The sequence below is a fragment of the Streptomyces sp. NBC_00557 genome (assembly GCF_036345995.1).
Classification (GTDB): Bacteria; Actinomycetota; Actinomycetes; order Streptomycetales; family Streptomycetaceae; genus Streptomyces.
In genome coordinates this window covers 1,473,110-1,494,401 of record NZ_CP107796.1, presented here as the reverse complement: position 1 = coordinate 1,494,401, position 21,292 = coordinate 1,473,110, and the positions used below count along the sequence as shown (strand labels likewise).

The 21,292-nt window shown below is 70.2% G+C and carries 14 protein-coding genes; 4 read left to right on the top strand and 10 right to left on the bottom strand.

All coding sequences use genetic code 11. The features are described from left to right. Positions 1-5: 5 nt before the first annotated feature. Positions 6-1,127: an ATP-binding domain-containing protein gene (locus OG956_RS05885; protein ID WP_330336872.1), complete on the top strand. Its 1,122-nt coding sequence runs from the start codon at positions 6-8 to the stop codon at positions 1,125-1,127. Positions 1,128-1,150: 23 nt separating this feature from the next. On the opposite strand, the gene OG956_RS05880 is transcribed toward OG956_RS05885, so the two are convergent. The 4 genes from OG956_RS05880 to OG956_RS05865 form a co-directional block, all read right to left on the bottom strand. Beyond that, complete coding sequence (locus OG956_RS05880) at positions 1,151-2,407, bottom strand: McrC family protein (protein WP_330336871.1); 1,257 nt, start codon at positions 2,405-2,407, stop codon at positions 1,151-1,153. Beyond that, the gene (locus OG956_RS05875; protein WP_330336870.1) at positions 2,400-4,502 is read right to left on the bottom strand and encodes an AAA family ATPase; all 2,103 of its coding nucleotides are present in this window, start codon (positions 4,500-4,502) and stop codon (positions 2,400-2,402) included. Before OG956_RS05875 ends, OG956_RS05880 begins: the two co-directional genes overlap by 8 nt. Positions 4,503-4,837: 335 nt before the next feature. Then, positions 4,838-5,347, bottom strand: a complete 510-nt coding sequence (locus tag OG956_RS05870; RefSeq protein ID WP_330336869.1) for a hypothetical protein — start codon at positions 5,345-5,347, stop codon at positions 4,838-4,840. Positions 5,348-5,419: 72 nt separating this feature from the next. After that, complete coding sequence (locus OG956_RS05865; RefSeq protein ID WP_330336868.1) at positions 5,420-5,797, bottom strand: hypothetical protein; 378 nt, start codon at positions 5,795-5,797, stop codon at positions 5,420-5,422. A gap of 129 nt (positions 5,798-5,926) precedes the next feature. On the opposite strand from OG956_RS05865, the gene OG956_RS05860 reads away from it, so the two are divergent. Continuing rightward, positions 5,927-6,565 (top strand): hypothetical protein, encoded by a 639-nt coding sequence (locus OG956_RS05860; protein ID WP_330336867.1) that lies wholly within the window; start codon positions 5,927-5,929, stop codon positions 6,563-6,565. A 1-nt stretch (position 6,566) separates the two neighbouring features. Here OG956_RS05860 and OG956_RS05855 read toward each other — a convergent pair whose 3' ends face one another. From OG956_RS05855 to OG956_RS05845, 3 genes are all read right to left on the bottom strand, one after another. After that, on the bottom strand, positions 6,567-9,752 hold the full coding sequence (locus OG956_RS05855) for a DEAD/DEAH box helicase (protein WP_330336866.1): 3,186 nt from the start codon (positions 9,750-9,752) through the stop codon (positions 6,567-6,569). Beyond that, positions 9,745-10,554: a hypothetical protein gene (locus tag OG956_RS05850; RefSeq protein ID WP_330336865.1), complete on the bottom strand. Its 810-nt coding sequence runs from the start codon at positions 10,552-10,554 to the stop codon at positions 9,745-9,747. The genes OG956_RS05855 and OG956_RS05850 overlap by 8 nt, the downstream gene beginning before the upstream one ends. 178 nt (positions 10,555-10,732) lie before the next feature. Then, positions 10,733-11,170 carry an ATP-binding protein gene (locus OG956_RS05845; protein WP_330336864.1) on the bottom strand — a complete coding sequence of 146 codons (438 nt, stop codon included), beginning with the start codon at positions 11,168-11,170 and terminating at the stop codon, positions 10,733-10,735. A 153-nt stretch (positions 11,171-11,323) separates the two neighbouring features. On the opposite strand from OG956_RS05845, the gene OG956_RS05840 reads away from it, so the two are divergent. After that, entirely contained in the window at positions 11,324-12,154 is an 831-nt protein-coding gene (locus OG956_RS05840; RefSeq protein ID WP_330336863.1) for a helix-turn-helix domain-containing protein, read from the top strand. Next, positions 12,151-12,348, top strand: a complete 198-nt coding sequence (locus OG956_RS05835) for a DUF397 domain-containing protein (RefSeq protein WP_330336862.1) — start codon at positions 12,151-12,153, stop codon at positions 12,346-12,348. Before OG956_RS05840 ends, OG956_RS05835 begins: the two co-directional genes overlap by 4 nt. A 4-nt stretch (positions 12,349-12,352) precedes the next feature. Here OG956_RS05835 and OG956_RS05830 read toward each other — a convergent pair whose 3' ends face one another. The 3 genes from OG956_RS05830 to OG956_RS05820 form a co-directional block, all read right to left on the bottom strand. Continuing rightward, complete coding sequence (locus OG956_RS05830; protein ID WP_330336861.1) at positions 12,353-14,005, bottom strand: hypothetical protein; 1,653 nt, start codon at positions 14,003-14,005, stop codon at positions 12,353-12,355. A 112-nt stretch (positions 14,006-14,117) separates the two neighbouring features. Beyond that, positions 14,118-18,254 (bottom strand): Eco57I restriction-modification methylase domain-containing protein, encoded by a 4,137-nt coding sequence (locus OG956_RS05825; RefSeq protein WP_330336860.1) that lies wholly within the window; start codon positions 18,252-18,254, stop codon positions 14,118-14,120. Further along, a complete protein-coding gene (locus OG956_RS05820) occupies positions 18,254-21,286 on the bottom strand; it encodes a helicase-related protein (protein ID WP_330336859.1) in 3,033 nt (1,010 codons plus the stop codon). The genes OG956_RS05825 and OG956_RS05820 overlap by 1 nt, the downstream gene beginning before the upstream one ends. Positions 21,287-21,292: the final 6 nt, after the last annotated feature.

The window sequence follows — 21,292 nt, the reverse complement described above, 5'->3', positions numbered from 1 at the left end:
GGCCGTTGGTACTGGACTTTCTCTCGCTGGACCCGGACCAGCAGGACGTACTGGCTTCCCTCCCTTTCGACGGCCATCATCTGGTCACCGGGCCACCGGGATCGGGCAAGAGCGTCCTCGCGGTACAGCGCGCGGTGATGCTCGCGCTGACCGGAGAGCCGGTCACCCTCCTGACCCGCTCGAATTTGCTCCGCCAGTCACTCGAGCCACTGGCCGCGGCCCTCGGGCCGGACCAGGGCCTGGACGTGTCGACCGTCCACGGCTGGTTGTACTCCTGGCACCGCGCCCGTACGGGCCGCCCGGCTCCGCGCACGGAGGGCGACGGCTGGTTCGACTGGGCAGCCGTTTTTCAGGTGGCCGCGTCTGAGTACCGCCGCCCCGGTCCGCTCCTGGTGATCGATGAGGGCCAGGACCTGCCGCTGGACTTCTACCGGCTGTGCCGGCTGATCGGCGCCCGTACGACCGTCTTCGCCGACGAGTGCCAGCGCATCACGGACACCCAGTCCACGCTCGCCGAGATCGGCTCCCTGCTCACCGGCCCTAACCGCCACGACCTGACGGCAACCCACCGCACCACCCGCCCGGTGGCAGTCCTGGCAGCCCGCTTCCACATCGGCGGAGCCCGGCCGGCTCTCCCGGACCGTGCGGGCCCGACACCGACCCTGCGCCGTTATGACCACGCACAGCAGGTGGCGGCACACGTCGCCGAGTACGCCGGGACCCGTCCCGGTGAGCGCGTCGGGGTCATCCTCCGCCACACACGGCACCAGATGGACCTGACAGAGCGTCTGGAGCGCCTGATGCCCAGCTCACGCCTCCAGACCTACGTGGGGGAGGGCACGGGCCGCTACCGCACGCTGGACCTGACCCGCCCCGGCGTCACCGTCCTGAACCGGAAGAGTGCCAAGGGCCTGGAGTTCGACACGGTGTTCGTCCCTGACACCCATCTCGACGCGGGCGACGACCCGACCAGCGCCGGTCTGCGGATGCTGTACTACGTCCTGGTCACCCGGGCCCGCACCCGGCTGCTCTTGGGATACGCGGGGGACAAGGAGCCGCCGCTGCTGGCGCACATTCCGGAGACAGAGCTGGTCAGGGATCCGAGCGCGGATACGGTCGCCTCATGAGCACCGCGGAGATACTGAGAGAATCACCCGTCGGTCAACGGCAGCACCGATCCCACCCATGCCGCCGCCTCCTGGGGGAGTGCGTGGGTGCCGATGCCGAGGACATGGATGTTTCCGAGGCGCCCGCGCGGGCTGTCGACCCGGAGGGCACGGTAGGAGTGCCCACCGGCGCGGGGGTGGACGATTACGGCACGCCTATCGTCGCCGGGGGTGTAGGCGGCGCTGTAGGTGAGGAGCTGGTGAACGTCTTCGGCGCCGACGCCGTGGCGGTCGTAGCGCTTGTACTTGGCGTCCACCGGTAGCAGCGCGCGCACGGTCGGGTCCCGGTCGGGAAGGCTGAGGAGTACGTCCGGCCGGAAGGCAGAGGTGATACCGAGGTCGCCCCGCACGGTGATGCCTGCCGCGCCGCTGCTGGGGACGCCGCGCCCGCCGTGCGGGGCGGCGGCGTCGGTGACCAGACGCCGGACGACGGCCTCCCAGAGAGCGGGCATGGCGAGCAGGAGTCCGTCCGCCGCGGTGCCGCGGTCGGTGAGGATGTCCGTCACGCCGCCGCCGCGCAGCAACAGCCGGGACCAGATGTGTGCGGCGCGGTAGCGGGCGTTCAACGGGGTGTACCGGGTTCGGTCCAGGGCGCGGAGGGCGGCGTCGGGAGGCGTGGCCTTCGGGAACGCGTCGGCGATGGTGTGGAGGTCGCGGGTCAGGTCGGGACTCGTGGTCAGGGCGCTGGCCACCTGCAGCGCGGTTCCCAGGACACGGTTGTCCCAGATGTCCGTCTCCCGGTCGAAGGTGCGGATGTGTAGCTTGTCCAGCTGTCCGTAACGGAGAGTCGCCTGGGCCGCGACGTCCAACCGTCCCCGCAGGACCGGTTCCAGGCTCTGGCGGCGTACGTAGTCCCGACGCAGTCCCTCCCGCAGCAGTCGCTCGCACTGCTCCAGTAGGGCCGCGGCCACAAGGTCGGCGTAGCCCTCCGGGCCGGTGGCCCAGTGCCGTGACGCCACCGGAAGCGGAGCCGGCGCACCGAGGGCGTATGCCAGCCAGTCCATGAGCCGATCGCCGGGAAGGGCGAACTTGGGCTCCATGACCAGACGGACGCGGTCGAGGACCAGTAGGCCGACCGTCGCACCGGCCTTGAGCCGCCATCCTGTCGGGGTCTGGTCCAAGCCGAGACGACCGTGCGCCTGCAGGGCACGCAGACGCTTGACGTCACGGGGCGTGAGCTGTGAGTACGCCAGCAGGGCTGAGCCGTACTCCCCGATCCGTACCTCGGTGCGATCAGGCATCGGGACCCGGTGTACCACTGGTGAACTCGCTCGCCAGCGCGGCGACGAGGTCCTGCGGCGACATCAGCGCGGGGCGCCCGGTGTCCGGGTCGACGAGGCCGCCGAGGATGCGGTGCAGCAGGTCGGCGCGACCGAGGCAGTAGTCCTCCAGCAGCGGAATCACCTCGTGGTGGAAGGCGGCGGCCAGGTCGTCCTCGGTGGCGATCGGCTCGCCGTCGCGGAGCAGGTAGGCGTGCCCGATCTGATGGTCGGCGTCGAGGTGCCGGGCGATCCGGGTGTTGAGGGACTCGAAGAACTGCGCCAGGTCCAGTGGACCGACGGTGCCGGACACGACATCCGGGTCGGGGTCGATCGGCAGGAACGCGAAGCGGCGGCGGACGGCGGCGTCCAGGTGGCTGATGCTGCGGTCCGCCGTGTTCATGGTCCCGATGATCCGCACGTTCGGCGGTACGGAGAACGTGCGTCGACTGACGGGCAGCGTGAGGGGCAGGCCGCGCTTGTCGAGTTCGAGGAGCGTCACCAACTCGCCGAAGATGCGCGGCAGGTCACCTCGGTTGATCTCGTCGATGATCAGGAGGAACTTCTCGTCCGGGCGGGCAGAGGCCTGGGCGCACAGTGTGTGGAACACACCGTCGATGAGCGCGAGAGCCAGTCCCGGGCCCGTGACGTTCATGTCCGGTTTGAAGCCCTCGACGAAGTCCTCGTATCCGTAGGAGGGATGGAAGGTCACCATGTGGACACGACCGGCCCGCAACATCTCCGCATGGGCGGCTGCGCGCTCCTCAGGCGGAGAACTCAGAGCGTCCGCCCGGCCGGTGAGGGCAAGGGCGGTGCCGAGCGCGAGCCGGGTCTTGCCCGTCCCTGGAGGCCCGTGCAGGATCACCTGCCCCTTGCGCTCCAGGGCCTCCAGTACGCTCTCGACGTCCTCGGGCAGCATGACGGGATCACCCACGTGTGACTGCGCGGGTTGTGTGCCCGGAACTGCAAGACCCGCGGAGATCTGCGCGAAAAAGGCCGCGTCGACCTTGGCGAACGTGGACCGCCAACCGTGTTGCGGCTCCGACAACTTCCGTGCGTGCGAAACGTCCCACGCCACCGGAACGACGTGCCGGTATTCGGCATAGCCGGGTTCGAAGCGGTAACTCCCGCTGACGGTGCCGGTCGCGAGGACCTCGTCCGTGCCGCGGTTGGCGACGATCCGGTCTCCCGGCTCCAGGTCCCGGAAGGCGAGCAACCGCCGGGCAAGTGTCAGGCTGCCTCCGCTGCTGCGCGGCCAGCGCGCGTCGAGCGCCTGCTTGAGCTCGGTGTCGCTCTGGTACTGACCCAGATCACCGAGCTCGTCCCACCCGACGCGGATCACCCCGCCGTCACGGCATTCCTCCCACAGCCGGCCGCGCTCACCAGGGGCGATCTTCCAGATCGTGTTCTGCCGCGGGCGCGGATCGAATCTCAGGTACAGGAAGCGCATGACCTCCTGCCCGCTCCATCCGTCGAACTCCGGGCGGGAGCGGACGAGTTCCAGCAGACGACGGTTGTTGCTCCAGGCCGGTGCATCGCTCTGGGCGGCGCCTCCGAGCAGGGTGATGAACCGGCGCAGGTGCTCGGCCGCGTAGATGGGCAGAAAATGCTCGGGGAAGTATGTGGCCAGGGACTTGGTCACCAGTGTCGGTCCGAAGCGCAGCACCTCCAAGTCGTCCACAGCGTCGAAGTACCCGGCACCCACGGCCTCGAAGGCTCGCACGAACTGCCCGCGCAGTGCCTCCCACGCTTCCTGCGGCTCCATCCCACGCAGCGGGGCGGCCAGTCGCCACTCGCCGGAGTTGTGGTAGTACATGATGTGCTTCGCGGCGCTGCCGCCCTTGATGCTGCCGAGGTTCGGGGTACCGAACTGCAGCAGCCGGCAGTACGTCGGTCCGTCCGCGGAAGGTGCGGGCTGCCCCAAGGCGTAGCGCGACAAGGGCATCGTCGCCCACTCTTCCAGGGGGAACTGCGACAGCACCTGCTTGCGTTCGTCTTCGGCGGCCCTCTCGGCCTCCGTCACCGTGCTTCGGTCGAATTGCGCTGCTGCCGCCTGCAGGTCCGGTTCGTCCGCCATGAAGGTCATGATGCCGGATCATCGGCACCCGGGGGCTGGGCTGGGGAACTCCGTGGCCGGTGCCGGAACGGGGAGCCCCGGTGGAGCCCGTCCCGTCCCGGCTGTGCGGTCACCAGGGTTCGAGCTCCCGCGTACCGGGTGCTTCGGTGGGCAGCGACACCTCATGAGCGCGGGAGTTGAGTGGGGTCAGCCTGCCTGTCGTCCGGCCCAGGTGAAAGGCGTACGCCTTGGCCTTGTCGGCGAACTCCGCTGCCGGGCGGGTGAGACCGCCGCCCGTGACGACCACTGGACGGACGGCGGTGTCGTGGCGCCTTGTCGTAGCGTAGGCCGCCCCGTTACCGGCGTTTGAGGGAGTAGTCACCCACCACTGAGCCGTAGGGCTTCAGGAGCGGCTGCAGCTCCCGCTTGATCAGGGCCGCGTCGGCGTCCGGCAGCCGGAGCGAGGCCCGGCGCATGCGGAAACTCCAGTGAGCGGGGTCGGGGAAAACCTGGAGATCGTTGACGAGATCGCGCAGGACGACGCCCTCGCGGAAGGGCGTGAGACCGTGGACGCGCAGCCGGCACCCTTCGGTGAAGCGGCGCTCCTGGAAGACGACGGGGGCGTCCAGGGTATGGACCTCGCTGGTGATGGTGGCCAGGCCGATCACGCGTCCGAGGTCCCGGGTCGGATTTCCGAAGCAGCCGCGTGTGGTGTACAGCAGGAGCTCGTCGCCCTTTCGGAGGGAGAGGGACTGCTGGCTGCGGCCGGCGGGAAAGGCCATCCGCTGGTTTTCCAGGACCCAGGCGAGGGGCTCGTGGGCGTTGATGATCAGCAGGTGGGTGGCGGGTGCGTCCGAGGTGGTCATGAAGCTGTGTCCTTGTGAGAGGTGGAGGTTCTGCCGGAGGGCTGCGGAGAATCGGCTGCTGCGTGAGTCCGACTACCTGCGCAGGGACTTCAGCTCGTCGCCGCTGCTCGTGACACGCCAGAACAACCAGCCGTTCGTGTTGGGGGACCGGTCCGGGTTGAGTTCCTGGATCACCGCCATGGCGGCGGCGCTTGGCGAGGAGAAGGACTGACCGGCCCCCGGTCCCCGGGTGACCGTCAGGGAGCGTGTTTCCGGGTGGAAGAGGCCCTGGATCCGCTCGCCCCGGTACACCGCGTGGACGCGGACGCCGTCCGGCTCTTCGTCGGGCTCCTCGGGGGTGCTCCATGACTCCACTAGCCGCCGTACCACTTCGGACGGTGTGCACGCCATGAGGCGCGCGGCGAACACGACCTTCTCGTGAGTCTGCTCATCGAGCTCAATAGACGGCATAGTGCTAATAATGCTCAAGCTGCGTTGGGTGTCAAGGTGATCGGCGTTCCAGCGTTTGCCCGTGTCGTCAGGCGATCGCTGGGTGTCCTTATGATCAGTCGCGGGGACTGGAACAAAAGGGGGAACGGCGTGACCACGACGTACGGCACAACGCCCGACGCGGAGGTTCAGGGCGACCGCGAGGACGACGACCTGAACCAGTCACTGCGGAACATCGAGCAGGCGGTGCGCACCGCACAGCGGGCCTTCGACGAGATCGGCCGATGCAACCAACTGCTCGCTCACGCGCAGGAATCCGGTGAGAAAGCGGTCCAGGAACTCGATGTGGTGCTGCGTCGCCGCGAGCATGCGGCCGTCCCGGCCCTCCTCGACCGGCTCGACGCGCTCGCGGCCGAGGTGGCCAGGTCGGAGGCGGACCGCACGGTGGTGCGTCGCATTCTCTTCGGCGAGGAAGAGGACGACGAACTCCCCGACGCCGTCGGCGCATGCGCGGTCCCGCGCCTCACCGCGGACGACCTGCCCCGGATCCCCACGGTGCACGACGTGGAGGACCCGGGGGACAGCACGCTGGAGGACATGTGGGAGCGGGACCAGGCGCTCGCCTCACGGCAGCACGAGGTCCGGCGCGAGCGGACCGGAATCGCAGCCGACCACCTGCGCACGGTGACCGCGAGGGCCGTGGACTCCTACGGCACTCCGGCCGCCACGGCCGCACTGCTCGCGGAGGCTCGCCGGGCGTACGAGCTGTGGGTGTCCTGCGTCCGGTAAGTCACTGCACCCCGTCGAGGATCCGCCAGACCGTCCGGTACGCCGGGCCCTTGGAACCCAGGGCCGACCGCCAGGCCGTCTCGGGCAGAGCGGCGAGCCGGCTGCGCGCCGCCGCGAGGCCGCTCGTGCGGTCCTCGGCGGCGATCGTCGCGGCCATGCGGGCCGCCGCCGACCGCGGTACGCCGGCGAGCCGCATCGCGATGGCGTCCTCGGAGCGGACGCCGTAGAAGGCGTACGACGGGATGTTCCGTAGCTCGCGCTGCGCCTCGGCGGTGAGGGTCGCGAATTCCTGGCCCAGGGTCAGTGACTGGAGCGCCGACAGGCCCCAGGAGACCGTGGGGGCCATCTCCCCGAAGAGTCGCTGGCAGCATCGGGTGATGGCCTTGAGACTGTCCTTCTCACCGTCCTTCATGAAGTGGTCTTCGGCCAGCTGCGGTACGGAAGCGCCGCCCACCCAGTCCTGGATGACGCGCGCGATGTAGTCACCAGCACGGCCCTCGTGCTCCGCCGTGATGTCCTGGAGATTCTCCCGCAGTTCGGGCACCTGGAGCATGACCCCGATCAGCTGGGCGAGGGGCCGGCGGTCCCCCTCGAACAGGGGATTGCCCCACACGTCGCGGTCGATCTGCGCCTCGCCGAGCCGTTGCAGCGTGCCCGCGACGCTCTCCCATGAGAAGCCGGTGCTGTCGACCAGTCCCAGTGCCTTTCCGGACAGGCGTTCCGCGTACTCGCGCACGCTGCGTGTCAGCTGGGCCGCCCAGTCGCGGTTCGCCTGACGCAGGTCCTGGAAGCCCAGCGTGCCGCGGAGGATCTGCTCGGCCTCCTCGGCGAACTCCTCGTGGTCGCCGATCTGCCGGTAGGTGTGGGCCAGGTACTGCACGAAGGACGACCACTCGGGGATGTGCGCCAGGGTGTGCAGGTCGAGGCGACCGTATTCCTCGATGGCCTTGCGCACCATCTCGACGAGGGTGGAGTTCAGCTCCGCCACCTGCCGGCCGACGAACTGCCGCAGTTTCCCGGCGCGCAGCTCGTCCTCCGCGGCCAGCGCGATCAGGCCCACCTCCCCCTGCTCGACCCGTCCGGCACGCCCGACGAGGTTCCAGAAGTCGGGCGCCGGAATGTCGTTGCCGTACGGGAACTGGTGCGAGGCCAGGACGACGTTCGCCACCGGGAAGTTGACGCCCTGGGCGATGGTCGTGGTGGACACCAGGTGGGCCAGGTCACCGGTCTCCATCAGGTACTCCGTAACGACCCGGATCTCGTCCGGGAGACCGCGGTGGTGGACGCCGATCCCCTTGGCGAGAAGGCCCATCAGCGGGAAGTCCGCGCCGAACTCCTCCTCGACCACCTCCCTGACCGCCCGCAGGTCTTCGCCCTCGTCCGTCAGCTCGGCCCGCCCGCCCGCGAGGGTCTGCGCGATCGACCAGGCGTGGCCCGGCTGTTGCGCCAGCGTGATGGTCTGGCCGCGGGCCGCGAGAACCGTCGCCGTGGCCGCGGCGAGTTTGCCCGGGCTGTTCACCTGCGACCAGGACAGTCCGAGCGGCCGGTATCCGTCCAGGGGCAGCAGGTCCGGCACGCTGAGTGTTCTCCGGCTCGTGACCAGGGGTTCCAGGGCGACCCGGAAACCGCCGCTGCCCGGGGCGCGCTCGCGCCGGGCCAGTGCCAGGATGCGGTCGTTCGGGGTCCAGTCCACGGACAGGCCGACCGACTGGCGGCTGCCGCTGTCCAGCCACTCGGCGATGACGTCCCCGTTGTCGATGAAGGGCGTCAGGAGCAGGAATCCCGCGTCCTGGGCTTCACGGTTGACCGTGGCGAGCAGCAGCTCCAGTTTGATCCCGCGCTTGTCCACGCCCAGGTGGTGCGCCTCGTCGGCCACGACCAGACACAGCGGACGCCCGATCTTCTCCTGCCAGCCGGACCGCAGCAGCAGGTCCAGTTTCTCCGGTGTCGACACCAGCACCCGGAACTGCCGCTCGCTGCGGTCGGTGAGCATGTCCGCTTCGAGACCGTCGAACTCCAGGGCCGGACTGACCCGCTCCACCCCGATCCCGAGGCCGGCGAAGTCGCGGCGCAGTCGCCGCGTCACCTGGTTCACGAGCGCACGGTTCGGGGCAACGTACGCGACCCAGCCGCGCTGCTTGTCGTAGGCGTTGAGCGCCTGGAGGATCCGGAACTGGGCGATCAGGGTCTTGCCCGCGCTGGTGGGCAGGCTGACGACCACGCTACGGTGCGCCGTCCTGATCAGGCCCTGCTCGGCGAGGGCCACGCGCTGCGGCGGCAGCACCTCGAAGATCGGTCGCGGCCGTCCCCGGTCGACGAGGGAGGCGACGAAGGCGTTCACTTCCGGGCTGACCGCGCGGGCCACCGTCCACAGGCTGTTGTCGACGATCTGGTCCGCCGTGGCCGTGAGCAGCCGGACCAGCACCTCCAGATCGGGGTCGGCCGAGGCCACCGCCGCTTCCAGCGCCCGGTCGCAGTGCGCCTGCACGCGCTGCCGTACCCCGTAGTGACGGCTGGGGCGCTTCTCCCGCATCAGGTGCCCGGTCGCCAGATACTCGGCGAGCAGTTCCGCCGTCTTGAGCAGGTGGTAATGGGCGGCCAGCGACCAAGCGGCAGGCCGGGCGTCGTCCCCGGCCCCCGCCAGGTACGCCTCCTCCCACGCCGCCTGGTCGTCGCGCAGCCCGGCGATGACATGGTCCAGTGCGTCGAGGTCCTCCCACCCGCGCTTGCGCAGCAGCAGCAGCCACGCGTCCGCGGTACCGCGCCGCACCCGGCCCTCCCAGTCCTCCTCCGGATCCGGTACGGAGGGCAGCTCGACGTCCGCGAGCAGCCGGGCCGCGAGCGGCGTCTCGTCGGCGATCCAGCCCAGGCAGGCGGTACGCAGCAGCTCCAACCGCGCCTCGGGAGAGTCCACCTCGGGCAGCCGCGCCCGCGCCAGGGCGAACATCTGCCCGCACAGCCGCCGCGTGGCCGGAGCCTTCGGATCCTCCGCGATGGCGTCCCACGCCAGCAGATCCAGTGCCCCCACCGCGAAGTCGACCGCCTCGTGACTGTCCGGTGAACCCTGGGGAACCTCCGCGTCGACCGCCCGCAGCGCCGAGCCGATCAGCACCCGCTGCGCCCGCTCACCGGCCTCCCGTACGAGACCCGGTTCGAGCGCGCCTTCAAGCCAGCCCAGATCAGCCACCGTCACCCACCCCCGCGTGGGCGGGCCAAGCGGCCATGCCGATCGGCAGGTACCAGGCGGTCAGCAGCGCGTGCATCGGCTCCACGACCGTCTTGGCCAGCTCGGCCGCCGGTCCGCTCAGGTCCGCGGCCACGGGAGCGGTGTCCCGCACCAGGCAGCCGAACAGCCGGAAGTCCCTGCCCTGCGAGCTGATGAAGCGACGGGCCGCGATCTGGTACGCACTCACATGCTCGGCGCTGCGGCACCGATGGCGCAGCCACTTCATCAGCGTGAAGTGGTCGTTCCCCTGCGACAGCCGCTTGAGCTGCTCGATCATGCCGTCCGGCCGGGCGGTCATCACCTTCGGCGGACTCTTCCCCTCCGACGACGACTTCACCTCGCCGAACAGCAGCGTCGCCGTCCCGTCCGCCACCCATAAGCCCACCAGGTCGGCGCCCGGCAGACTCGCCTTGCGGGTCCGCCGGTCCCGGGCGCCGTCCCACAGCCACACCGCGCCGTGCCAGTGCTCCAGCAGCACCTCGGCCAGGGCCTCGCCGAACTGCCAGGGTTTCGGCTCCGGCTCGGTCGCCAGCAGGGCGCCGATGAACTCGGTCTCCATGTCGGTCGTGGCCAGCGACCGTAACTCGGTGACGATGTCCCGGGTCGCCGCCAGGTCGCCGGCCCGCTCGGCCCACGGCCCAGCACCTAACTCCCGCATCACCTCGGCCGTCAGCCCGACACCGCTCCATGTCACGGCTCCGTCTGTGCCGCCGTACAACTCGATCCCCTGCGGGATGCGCGGTGCGGCGCTGCCTTCCCCCACGCGTACGTCCTTCCCCCCACCCGGCACCCCCGTGCCGGCCCTGTGCCACCGCCCGGCCGGGCCGGGTGGTGCGTCCGGCCACTGCTGAGCACGACGGTGTGATCAGGATTCTCTCCACCTCCCCGGCCGTTGTCCACGCCGTGTGTCCGTCTGTGGACGGACTGTCTCGCATTCCCCGTCAGGTGAGCGGGAGACATGCCCACACGGTTTTCCCGGAGGGCGGCCGGGGCTCCGTGCCCCAGCGGGTGGCGAGCGCGTCGACGAGGAGCAGGCCGCGTCCGGACTCGGCATCGGGGTCGGGGAGGGTGGTGGTACGGGGCTGGGGTTGACGGTCACCGCGAGGGTCGGCGACCTCGACACGGAGGGTGCCCGGCGCCTCGACGGTCAGCCTGAGGCGGAAGCAGCGGCCTCTCACCCGGCCGTGCGTCACCGCGTTCGCGGCCAGCTCGGCGACCACAAGGGCCGCGGACTCGCTGGTGGTGCAGGAGGGCGGCCAGCCCCACTGGGCGAGTTGCTGCACCGCCAGGAGACGGGCCAGGCGGGCCCCGCGCGGTGTGGCGCTGAGGAGCTGGGTGAAATGCCGGGTCGCCCCTGGGGTGGAGATCTGTGACTGCATGTCACCGAGCGTGGTCGGCTCGGTCTACGCTGACCAGGAATCCCTTCGGTACGGAGGGTGCGTGTACCGGTACGGATGGTGTTCCGTACGGGATGTCGGGCGTGACGTGAGATGGCGGTGACGTGACGGAGACGGAGGAGTCCCAAGAGTCGTATGACGAGGGGGGAGCTGAGCAGCGACCTGATGCGGGCGGTCGGCAAGCAGGTGAAGGTGCTGCGGGAGCGGGCCGGGCTCACTCAGCGGGAGTTGGGGGATCGGCTGGGGTACAGCGAGGATCTGATCTCCTCGGTGGAGAGGGGACGGCGGACGCCGCAGCGGGAGTTGCTGGAGGCGGCGGACGAAGTCCTCGACGGGCGGGGGCTGTTGAAGGCCACGGTTGGGGATGTGGAGAAGGCCAAGGCGAAGGCGAGGGTTCGGCATCCGGCTTGGTTTCGGGATTATGCGCGGTTGGAAGCGGGTGCGGTTGAGATCAACTTCTTCAGCACGGTTGCACCGCCCGGCTTGTTGCAGACCGAGGACTTCATCCGGACCCTGCTGAACGGTCGACAGCCCCTGCTGTCCGAGGAGACCATCGAACAGAGGGTGGTCTCGCGGCTCGCCCGCCAGGAGATCCTCACGCGGTGGCCGCCGCCCATGGTGACGGCCGTCATCGACGAGTCGGTGCTGCGGCGCAAACTCGGAGGACGCAAGGTGCGACAAGGGCAGTTGGAGCGCTTGGTCGAGCTCGGTCGGCTGCGCAACATCACTCTGCAAGTGCTGCCGCTCGACTGTGAGGAGAACTCAGGGGTGGACGGGCCGTTCGTGCTGCTGACCCCGAAAGGGAAGCAGCAAGTCGGTTACCTGGAGGTGCAGGGTGTCGGTCAGCTGATCACTGACGTGGAGGAAGTGCGTATCCTGGCCGCGCGCTACGGAAGCATTCGTGGGCAGGCCCTTACCCCGCGTGAGTCCCTCGCCCTGATGAAGGAACTGTTGGGAGAGAGATGAGCACTGACGCAACCTCGCCCGAACTCGCCTGGTTCAGGAGCACCTACAGCGGAGCGGAGGGCGGCGAATGCCTGGAGGTCGCCGCCGCTCCCGGTGCCGTGCACGTGAGGGACTCCAAGGACCCTGCCCGTGCCCAGCTCGCCTTCCGGCGCCGGGAGTGGGACGCGTTCGTACGGTTCGCCTCCGGACGTTGAGCCGTCAAGTCTTGGTGTTGGTGGGGTGCGGGCCGAAGTAACCCACGTACACAAAACCGGTGTTGGGGCCGTCGTCGTGGAAGTAGAGCCGTGGGGCCACCGTGTTGCCGCCGCCGATGCGGAGGTGGGCCTCCATGAACAGCTTCTTGCTCCGATCGACGGCTTCGGGAACCGGGAATGTGCGCTCACGGCGCCAGTCCTCGCGGCTCCCCACGGTCTTGGACTCCTTCATCTTGACCTTGCCCGCCGGGAAGGGGTGCTCGCAGTCGTCCGGCAGGTGGGAACACCAGTAGCGGAAGTCGCCGCCCGCCGTTCCGTCGGCTGACGCCGCGGCGTAGTCGTTGAGCGCGTGGAGGGCGTCCCAGGCGACCTCGACCCAGTTGCCGATGCACTGGGCGTCGAGTTCCCTGGTGATCTTGCGGTTGCCCGTGAAGCTCAGGTGGGGGAACTTGCCCATCCGGTCGAGGATCTCGGCGAAGGTGGCCGGGTAGTCGGCGGGTTCCTCGACGGGTGCGTGCGCGAGGTCGTACTGACCGGCCTTTTCGAGCCGTATCTGAAGGGCCCGTACCTGGCGCTCGGCGTGCTTGAGCTTGGCGTACAGGTCCTGGTTCTCGGCGGCCTGGTCGAACTCCTGCTCCGCAGCGATCTGGAGCTGCTGGCGCAGGTCGCTCAGGACGTCCCCGTAGGCGTTCTCGCGCTGCTCGGCCTCTTCGAGCATCTTGGTGAGGGTGGCGTTCTCCGCGCGGAGTTCGCTCAGGCCGGAACCGTGGGTCGCCGGGCGGGGGCGGGTGCGCTGGACGGGCAGGTTGTCCAGGGGCCCGGGGAGCGGTAGGCGCGAGGCCAGCCGCTGGGGGAGGGCCGCGAGGATGGCCGCCGCGCGTTTCGGGTTCGCCTCCAGCGTGGCCCGTGACATCACGAGGTGGCGCTGGGCGTCGGGTTGCCAGGCCGGGTCCACGCCCGGGAGGTAGGTGCGGATGCCGCCACCGAAGACGCGGTGGTAGTCGAAGGCGTCGTCGAACAACTGCTGGGCGTCCGTGGGGAGCACGTACATCACGGCGAGGCCGGTGAGGTGCTTGAAGGCCGGTTCGACGACCTTCTCGGTCCAGGCTTCCGGGTCCTTACCGAACGGCACGCTCGCCACGACGATGGGGAGCCGGCGGTCCAGGTCGCAGAGTTCCTCGATCACCTCCTCAACGTCGTCCGGCTCGATGAACTTCGGGACCGTGCCGACGTCGGCGAGACCGTCCTGGGTGTCGAGCGCGTCGAGCAGCAGCTTGGCTATACCGGGGATGTTGGCGCGGATGGGCCGCACGGTCGAGGACGCCGGAAGGTGCTCGATGTCGACCTGGATCCAGGTGCGGCGGTCGTCCTCCCGGGGGTCCGAGCGGACGACGAGCGTGGACTGCCAGGTGCCCGGGACCGGCCGCTCCTTCCACTCGCGCAGGCGCCAGCGGGAGTAGGCGCCGTGCCGGCCGGAAACGGTGTCGTAGTCGAGGGTCACCCCCTCGGCTATCTCGTTGCGGCCCTCGTCCAGGGCCGAGGTGTCGTATCGCTTCATCACCCCCAGCCAGTGGTGCAGTTGGCGATCCGCGATGGCGGAGGCCGTGACGAAGTCCTGCTTGGTCGACACGACCATGCGGTAGTTGCGTGGTTCCACGGGCGGCTCCTGGGCGGTGCGGGGTGGTAATGGAGACGCCGAGTACGGCGCACCGCTTGGGCGGTACGCCGGTGGGGGGTTGCTCAGGCGCGGTGGTGTGGTCGCGGTCGGGTCACGCCGGGTGGCGGGGGCCCTGGCCGGGGGGCGGGTCGAGGATGGTCTGGTAGGCGGTGCCCGTTCGTTTGGCCTCGGCCATGCGGTCGTAGATGTCGAGGATCAGGTTCTTGGTGCGGTAGGTGCCGTGGGCGGCTACGTCCTTGCGCTTGATGACCGGGAAGGTGTCCATGACGTACTCGACTTCTTCACGGTCGAGGCCGTAGAGGTGGAAGAAGGCCGCGTCCAGCTCGGCGCGGAGGAGAGTACGGCGCTCGTCGTTCCAGCGATACGGAGGGCCGCCGAGGCCGTGGTCGGTGGCGAAGTCGGCCATGTCGTATGAGGTGTAAACGAGTTCCAGCACACGGGGCGTGCACCAGGCGGCAAGGCTTGTCGGCTCAGGGTCCGGGAAGGGCAGTTCGGCATCCGGCTCGGGAACCGGGAACTGCATGACGTAGCCGTACGTCATGGACGTGCCAGCGACCTTCTGCCGGGCCACGTAGTCGAAGGCGAAAGAGGCAAGGACGGCCTGAAGCGTGGCGGCTTGGGACTGCACAAGCATGAGCGGGAACTTGTGGCCGACGCCGTGTGCCGGAAGAGCCGCCCCGATCATCGTGCGCGTATCGGTCGACCGAGCAATGTCCCGCCACCCCATCAGCCACCCACGGTGCCACTCCCGCTCCGCCAACCGCGAAGCCACCCCAGGCTCCTTGACCGGCTTGCCCTTCCTGTCCTTCTTCCCGGCGTGCACGTCGAGCTCCGGCACCCAGTACCGAGGCATCGGCACAAACGCAGGATCGTCATGCTGCTCCGCCGTCACTCGAGGCAGCGTCCCCATGTTGGCCTGCGCCTCCGTCTGGCCCTCGTACGTGCCCAGTCGGTGGTCGAAGTGGTGCAGCATCTTCGCCTCATACAGCGGCAGGTACCGCTCCCCGTCCCGCTCGAAGACGTTGCCGTTTAGGGTCCAGCCGTCCGCCGACAACTCCTCCTGCGTGCGGAACAGGTGGGAGTCGTTGGACATGTGGAACATCGTCATGAACGACAGGCCCCACGGGTTGCCGTCCGGGTCGTCCTCCCTGATCAGGACCGGCACCCGGCGGTAGATCCCCAGCGTGATCTCGGCGTCCCTGCGTGAGCGGAACACCGGCAGCGTGCCGGTGTTGGGGTTCACCAGCAGGATCTCCTCGGGTGGCATCGCGAAGCGGCGGCTCGGCAGGTCCTCCATGTACCGCGTGCTGAAGGCGAAGGACGCCTCCCGCACCCGCTCCTCCCGGCCCGCCACCGTCAGGAGGCAGAAGCGGACCCGGTGGTCCACGGCCCGGCTCAGCAGGAACGCCTCGTTCTCGAAGTCCAGGAAGGACGCGAGTCGCGCACTGCGCACCAGGTCGGAGAAGAACGGCGCTGTCGTCGCGTCCGTCGCGATGCCCGTCGGCAGCACCAGCCCGAAGCGCCCGTGCGGGGTGATGCCCAGGGACGCCGTTTCGGCGAACACGGCGTACGTGTTCACGTCACCACGGCCCGCCAGCGGGAAGCGGCCGGAGTCGCGCAGCAGGTGACTGATGCCCTCCGCCTGGCGCTTCGCCTCGACGAAGTCCGTGTACAGCTTGCGCTCCGCCGACTCCTCGCTCGTCATCAGCGCCTTGATCAGCCGCTCCCGGGCCGCCTTGTTCTTCGCGCCAGCGATCTTCTCGCTCCGCGTCGCGAAGAACTCCTGCTCCTGGAGCTTGACCCGCTCCCACGGCGGATTCCCCAGCACACAACTGAACCCCCCGCCCCACCCGGTCCGCTCATCCACCCCCGCGGCCGAGAAGTCGGAGTCCTCCGGGACGGAGAACACCTCGGGGAACTCCAGATGCCAGTGGAAGAACCGGTACTCGTCCCGCAGTCGGTAGACCTCGTCCCGCGTGCCCTCCGGCAGCTTCTCCCAGCCGCCCTCCCGCAACGCGAGCAGGCTCTCCAGCGTGAGGGCCGGCGGACGCGCTTCCTTCCTCTTCTCCCAGACGAACGCCGCACACCACGCGTCGGCCAGGTCCCGCTCACGGACGTACTCCGACTCGGGGTCCGCCGTCAGCGCCAGATACGCGTCCCGCTGCTGGTGCACGTGCTCCAGGTCGTCGTTGCGCGCGTTGGTGATGTCCGCCGCCGCCCGAGCCAGCTTCACGTTCGAGCCCGCCAGCGCCGTGACCGACGTGAACAGCTCGCCCTGGTGGACGCCCGACGACCGGGCCTGCCACGCCACCCGCTCCGCCGCGTTGCGCCTGCGCAGTGCCGTCACCCAGGTCTTGTCGTCGCCCTCGATCGGCTTGAACGCGTCGTCGGGCAGCCCCTCCGCCAGCAGCTTCGGCGTCGTACCGACCAGGCCGTTGCCGTGCCTGAGGTGCGAGTCGAGGAAGCTGAGCGGCTTGCCGGGCTCCAGGGACTCGATCCACAGGGAGACTTTGGCCAGCTCCACGGCCATGGGGTTGAGGTCCACGCCGTAGATGCACCGGCTGATGACATCGCGCAGGGCCGTCCTCGTCGCCTCCGCGCTCGGCTCAGGGGAGTCCGTCCGCACGGCCGCCAGACGCTTGGCGATACGGCGGGCCGCCGCGACCAGGAAGTGGCCGGAGCCGCACGCCGGATCGCACACCGTCAGGCGCAGCAGCGCCGCCTCCTGCTCCTCCCGGGTCGTGCCCGACTTGACCGCGTCGTCTATCACCGGGTCCAGGGCGGAGTCGAGCAGGCAGTCGATCAGCGAGGAGGGCGTGTAGTACGAGCCGGTCGTCTTGCGTTCGTTGCCGGCGAGCGTGCGCAGCTCGAAGCTGTTCGCCGCGGGGTTGAACCGGGGCTCCAGCTCCAGCAGGGACTCGTAGATCGAGCCCAGCTCCTCGGCGCCGAGGTGGCGGTAGTCCACGCGGCGCGGGCGGTTCAGCTTGGGGTCGACCACGACGGACAGGGCCTTCACCGCCGTGAACAGGGCCTCGTTGGACAGCTCCAGACCGTCGAGCACCGCGTCCTTCTCCGTGCGCTCGAACAGGCCGCCCAGGCCCGGCAGGCCGAGTTCCGGCAGGCCGCCCTCCTTGCCGAGGCCGTCCAGAACCAGGCGCAGGGCGTGCCACTGGTCGCCGTGCGGGCCGCCCGTGCGGCGGGTAGCCGTGCGGCGCAGACGGGCCGTGGAGAAGTACGCGTCGTAGCGCTCACGGGCCTCGGCCGGCGCGTCCGGCGGCATCAGCAGGCCGCGGTCCTCCGCCACGAACAGGAACAGCAGCCGGTACACCAGGTTCAGCAGCGCCGGACGCATCTCCCGGACCGTGACCTCGGACTCGTGGAGCTTCTCGCGGAGCCCGCCGTTGTCGGGGTGGGAGATGAAGCCGGTGCCGAGGGTGACCAGGGCCTTCTCCACGCCCTTGCGCAGCTGGTCGAGGGCGCGGGTGCCGCTCGCGATGGCCTCCGTGCGCCACTTCTCCAGCCAGCAGCCGGCCGGGCCGCTGTCGCCGTGGACCTCGACGCGGGAGCGGTGGGTCAGGCGCCACAGGAGCAGGAAGTCGGCGAAGCGGTCGCCCTCGAAGATGGCCTCGACGTCGAACTCGACGTACGCCGAGCCCACCATGGAGGTGGAGTCGCGCAGCAGGCGCAGCAGCCGGCCGTTGGCGAGCACACCCCACAGGGCTTGGTCGCCGCTGCGGTTGAGGTACTCCTGGAGCAGCGACTGCGGGGCCGGGCCGGGCAGCGTGGCGCTCCTGCGGTCCAGGTCGACGTTCCAGCCGGTCAGGTGCACGGGCGTGCCCTGCCACACGTGGCTGACCGCGAACCGCTTCTCGCCGTCCGCCGACGGCAGGCCTTCCCCGGGCGCGTCCGGCAGGCGGCCGTAGCCGAGCTGCTCGAACAGCGGCAGCAGCCAGCGCTCGACGGTGACGCCCACGGCCGGGATGCCGTCGTTCCTGTCGGCGCCGTCCTTGGCGAGCTGATCCTGGAAGGCCGCCCACACGCCCTTCAGGTACGACCAGGAACGCTCGGCGGCGTCCCGGACGGTGTCGTTGGCGGCGAACAGGCCGTAGTCGGAGGGCTGGGCGCCGGTCACGTCCTTGCCGTCGCGGACGCGGGTCAGCATGTCGGGCGGCAGCAGACCGCCCACGGTGAGGACGGAGTCGGTGACGATCGTCTTCGCGAGGCTCATCAGCGGGCTTCCCCGTTCGTGGTGGTGCCGGTGAGGACGGGGACCGGCAGGTAGTGGTACACGCCGAGCACGTCCGGGCGGCCCTGGACGGCGACGCGCAGGCCGCGGCGGGCCGGGCCGGAGGCGCCGCGCACGTCCCGGAAGGCGCCGCGCACCCGGCGGTGCGACTCCAGCAGGCGGGTCGCCAGCTCCTCGCCGTGCTGCTCCAGCGTGGGCATGAGGGAGTCGAGAGAGGACAGGATCTTCGTGATGTGGTCCTCGGCGAACTGGCGTTCCGTGTTCTGCGCCGCACGGGCGTCCAGCAGTGCGAACGCCTCCTCCTCGGGCAGCCACTCGGGGTTCGCCGCGCCGCCGCGGAAGGCCAGCAGGCGGGCGTCCTCGGCCAGTTGCTGAGGGTTCTTGTCGTCGCGGCGGGGCAGCGTGAGCTGGAAGCGGTAGCGGACCAGCAGGAGCGTGGTGCGCTTGGCCACCGCCGTCGTACGGACCACTCCGCAGCGGCGGGCCGGGCGCTGCCACTGCGGCATCCGGTCGTCGAGCGCCGCGTCGAGGACGAAACGGGCGACGGCCGCCACGACCGGGTCGGTGCGGGTGAGCGCCACCTCACCGCGCGGGGCGGTCGGCGCGTTGTGGAACGCCACCGGCCGGGGATGGCGCGGGCCGAGCAGCGTGCCGAAGGCGTCGCGCAGGGCGGCGGGCAGGGCGTCGGTGTGCAGGGTGAAGCCGTCCGGTTCGCCGCGCAGCGGGCCCGCGACGCCGCGCAACGCGGTCAGGGCGTGACGGGTGAAGCGGCGTACCTCCTCACCCGTGCCGAGCGACGCCCGAACCTCGGCGACCTCCTGGGCCACCTCCTCCTTCTTCACCGCGTGCTGTGCGTACCGGGAGCGCGACGCCTTCTCCCGCTCGGCGGCGCTCTGCCAGGCCTCGTGCAGGTCCGCCGCCTGCTTCCCGGCGACCGACTCCACCGCGAATAGGCCCTCCTGCTCGAACTCGGCCCGCTCACCGCGCAGGATGAGCCCCTCCAGGACCGCCTGCATCACGTTCTCGGAGGAGTCCGGGACGGGGACGGAGATGCCGGTCGCCTTGCGGATACGGGCGTGCTTGCGCAGCAGCACGTCCAGGACGATGCCGTCGATCGCGTTGTCGGAGCCGTACAGCGTGACCGCCTTGACGACGTCCCGGCGCTGCCCGAAGCGGTCGACGCGGCCCTCCCGCTGCTCGTGCCGGGTCGGGTTCCAGGCCAGGTCGTAGTGGATGACGGCGTCGAAGCTCTCCTGGAGGTTCACGCCCTCGGAGAGGCAGTCGGTGGCCACCAGCACCCGGCGCTCCGGGGGCGTCTCGCCGTCCTCGTCCTCCTCGGTCAGCGCGGCGATACGGGCCACCCGCTGGTCGGGGGAGAGCTCGCCGGTGACCGCCTCGATGGCGTACGCCTTCTTCCCGCTGCCCTTCTTGCCCTTGCCGCCCTTGTTGAGGGCCGCGTCCAGGTGGGCCTTGACGTACTCGGCGGTGGAGATGAAACGGCAGAAGACGATGGGGTTGTAGCCCTCGTCCAGCAGCTCCTGCACCGTGGCGATGAGCTGCTTCAGCTTGCGGTCCTTCGCCGGGCCGGCGAGCGCCTCGGCGGCCTCGGCCATGGTCAGCAGACGGGCGCGGTCCTCCTCGTCCAGGGACTGGGCGTCCGGGTCGGTGTCGCCGGGGACCAGCAGGGTGCCGGGGACAGCGTCGGCGGACTCGGCCGACTCGTCGTCGGCGGGGTCGGTGACCGTGCGGCTGCCGATGGCGTCGGCCTCGGTCACCGAGTCGGCGTCCTGCACCCCGGCCCGGGTGCGCAGCGTCTTGCCGACGGCGGCGGGGGAGGAGCCGAGCGCGCGCAGCAGGGCCAGCGCCGACCACCAGCGGATGCGCTGCTGGAGGGCGCCGTCCGCGCTGCGCACCGTCTCGCGGGCGTAGCCGAGCACCTCGTCGAGGAGGTTCCGGTACTCCGGGTGCAGCGTGTAGGAGACCTCGCGGGAGAGCCGGTCGCTCGGGAAGTTGGCGTCGTCGCGGAAGTCGTCGCGGATGTCGGCGCGGCGGCGCTGCACGAAGTGCCGGGCGAGCAGGGTGCGGCCCGCCTCGTGGTCGAGGCTGACCGACTCCAGTCTCTTGTCCAGCAGGCCGAGCAGGTTACGGAAAGGCTCTTCCTTGCCGCTGTGCGGGGTCGCCGTCACCAGCACCAGGTGGCGTGCGGGGTCGTCGGCGAGGGTGCGCAGCAGGGCGTAGCGCAGCTGGCGCTGCCGGCGGCCGCCGCCCGGGGAGGTGTCCGCGACGCAGGTGTGCGCCTCGTCGACGATCACCAGGTCGGGGCAGTTGTTGATGAACTCGTCCCGGTGCCGGGGCGACTTGATGAAGTCGGTGGAGACGACGTAGTTGCGGTCCGGGCGGAACACCGACTTCCCGTACAGGCGGCTGCGCTCCAGACGCCCGATCGTGGAGGCCAGCACCAGCTCGGCGTCGATGCCGAACTTGCCGCGCAGCTCCGCCCGCCACTGCTCCGCGAGCGCCGGGCTGCACAGTACGACCAGCCCGCGGGCGTCGCCCTGGGCCAGCAGCTCTTTGGCGATCAGCCCGGCCTCCACCGTCTTGCCGATACCGACGTCGTCGGCGATCAGCAGCCGCACGGTCTCCTGCCGCAACGCCATCAGCAGCGGCACCAACTGGTACGGGCGGGGCTCCACGGAGATGCCGGCCAGGCAGCGGAACGGGCCCGCGCTGGAGCGGAACCCGATCCGCAGGGCGCTGCGCAGCAGTCCGGCCGCCGCCTGGTCACCGAGGTCGGCGGGGCTCGGCGGGGCGAAACTGGCGTGCTTCACCGTCTCCAGGGCGGGCAGCACCCCGGCGATGTCGTCGTCGGTGCCGCCCAGCGGGCGCAGGACGAGCAACTCGGGCTTCGACTCGGGCAGCACGACCCATTCCCGGCCGCGGGCCCGCACCAGCGAGCCGACCGCGAACCGCTGTTCGCCGTCCCGGGAGGGCGCGGCGGTGGTGGACGACGTCATCGGTGG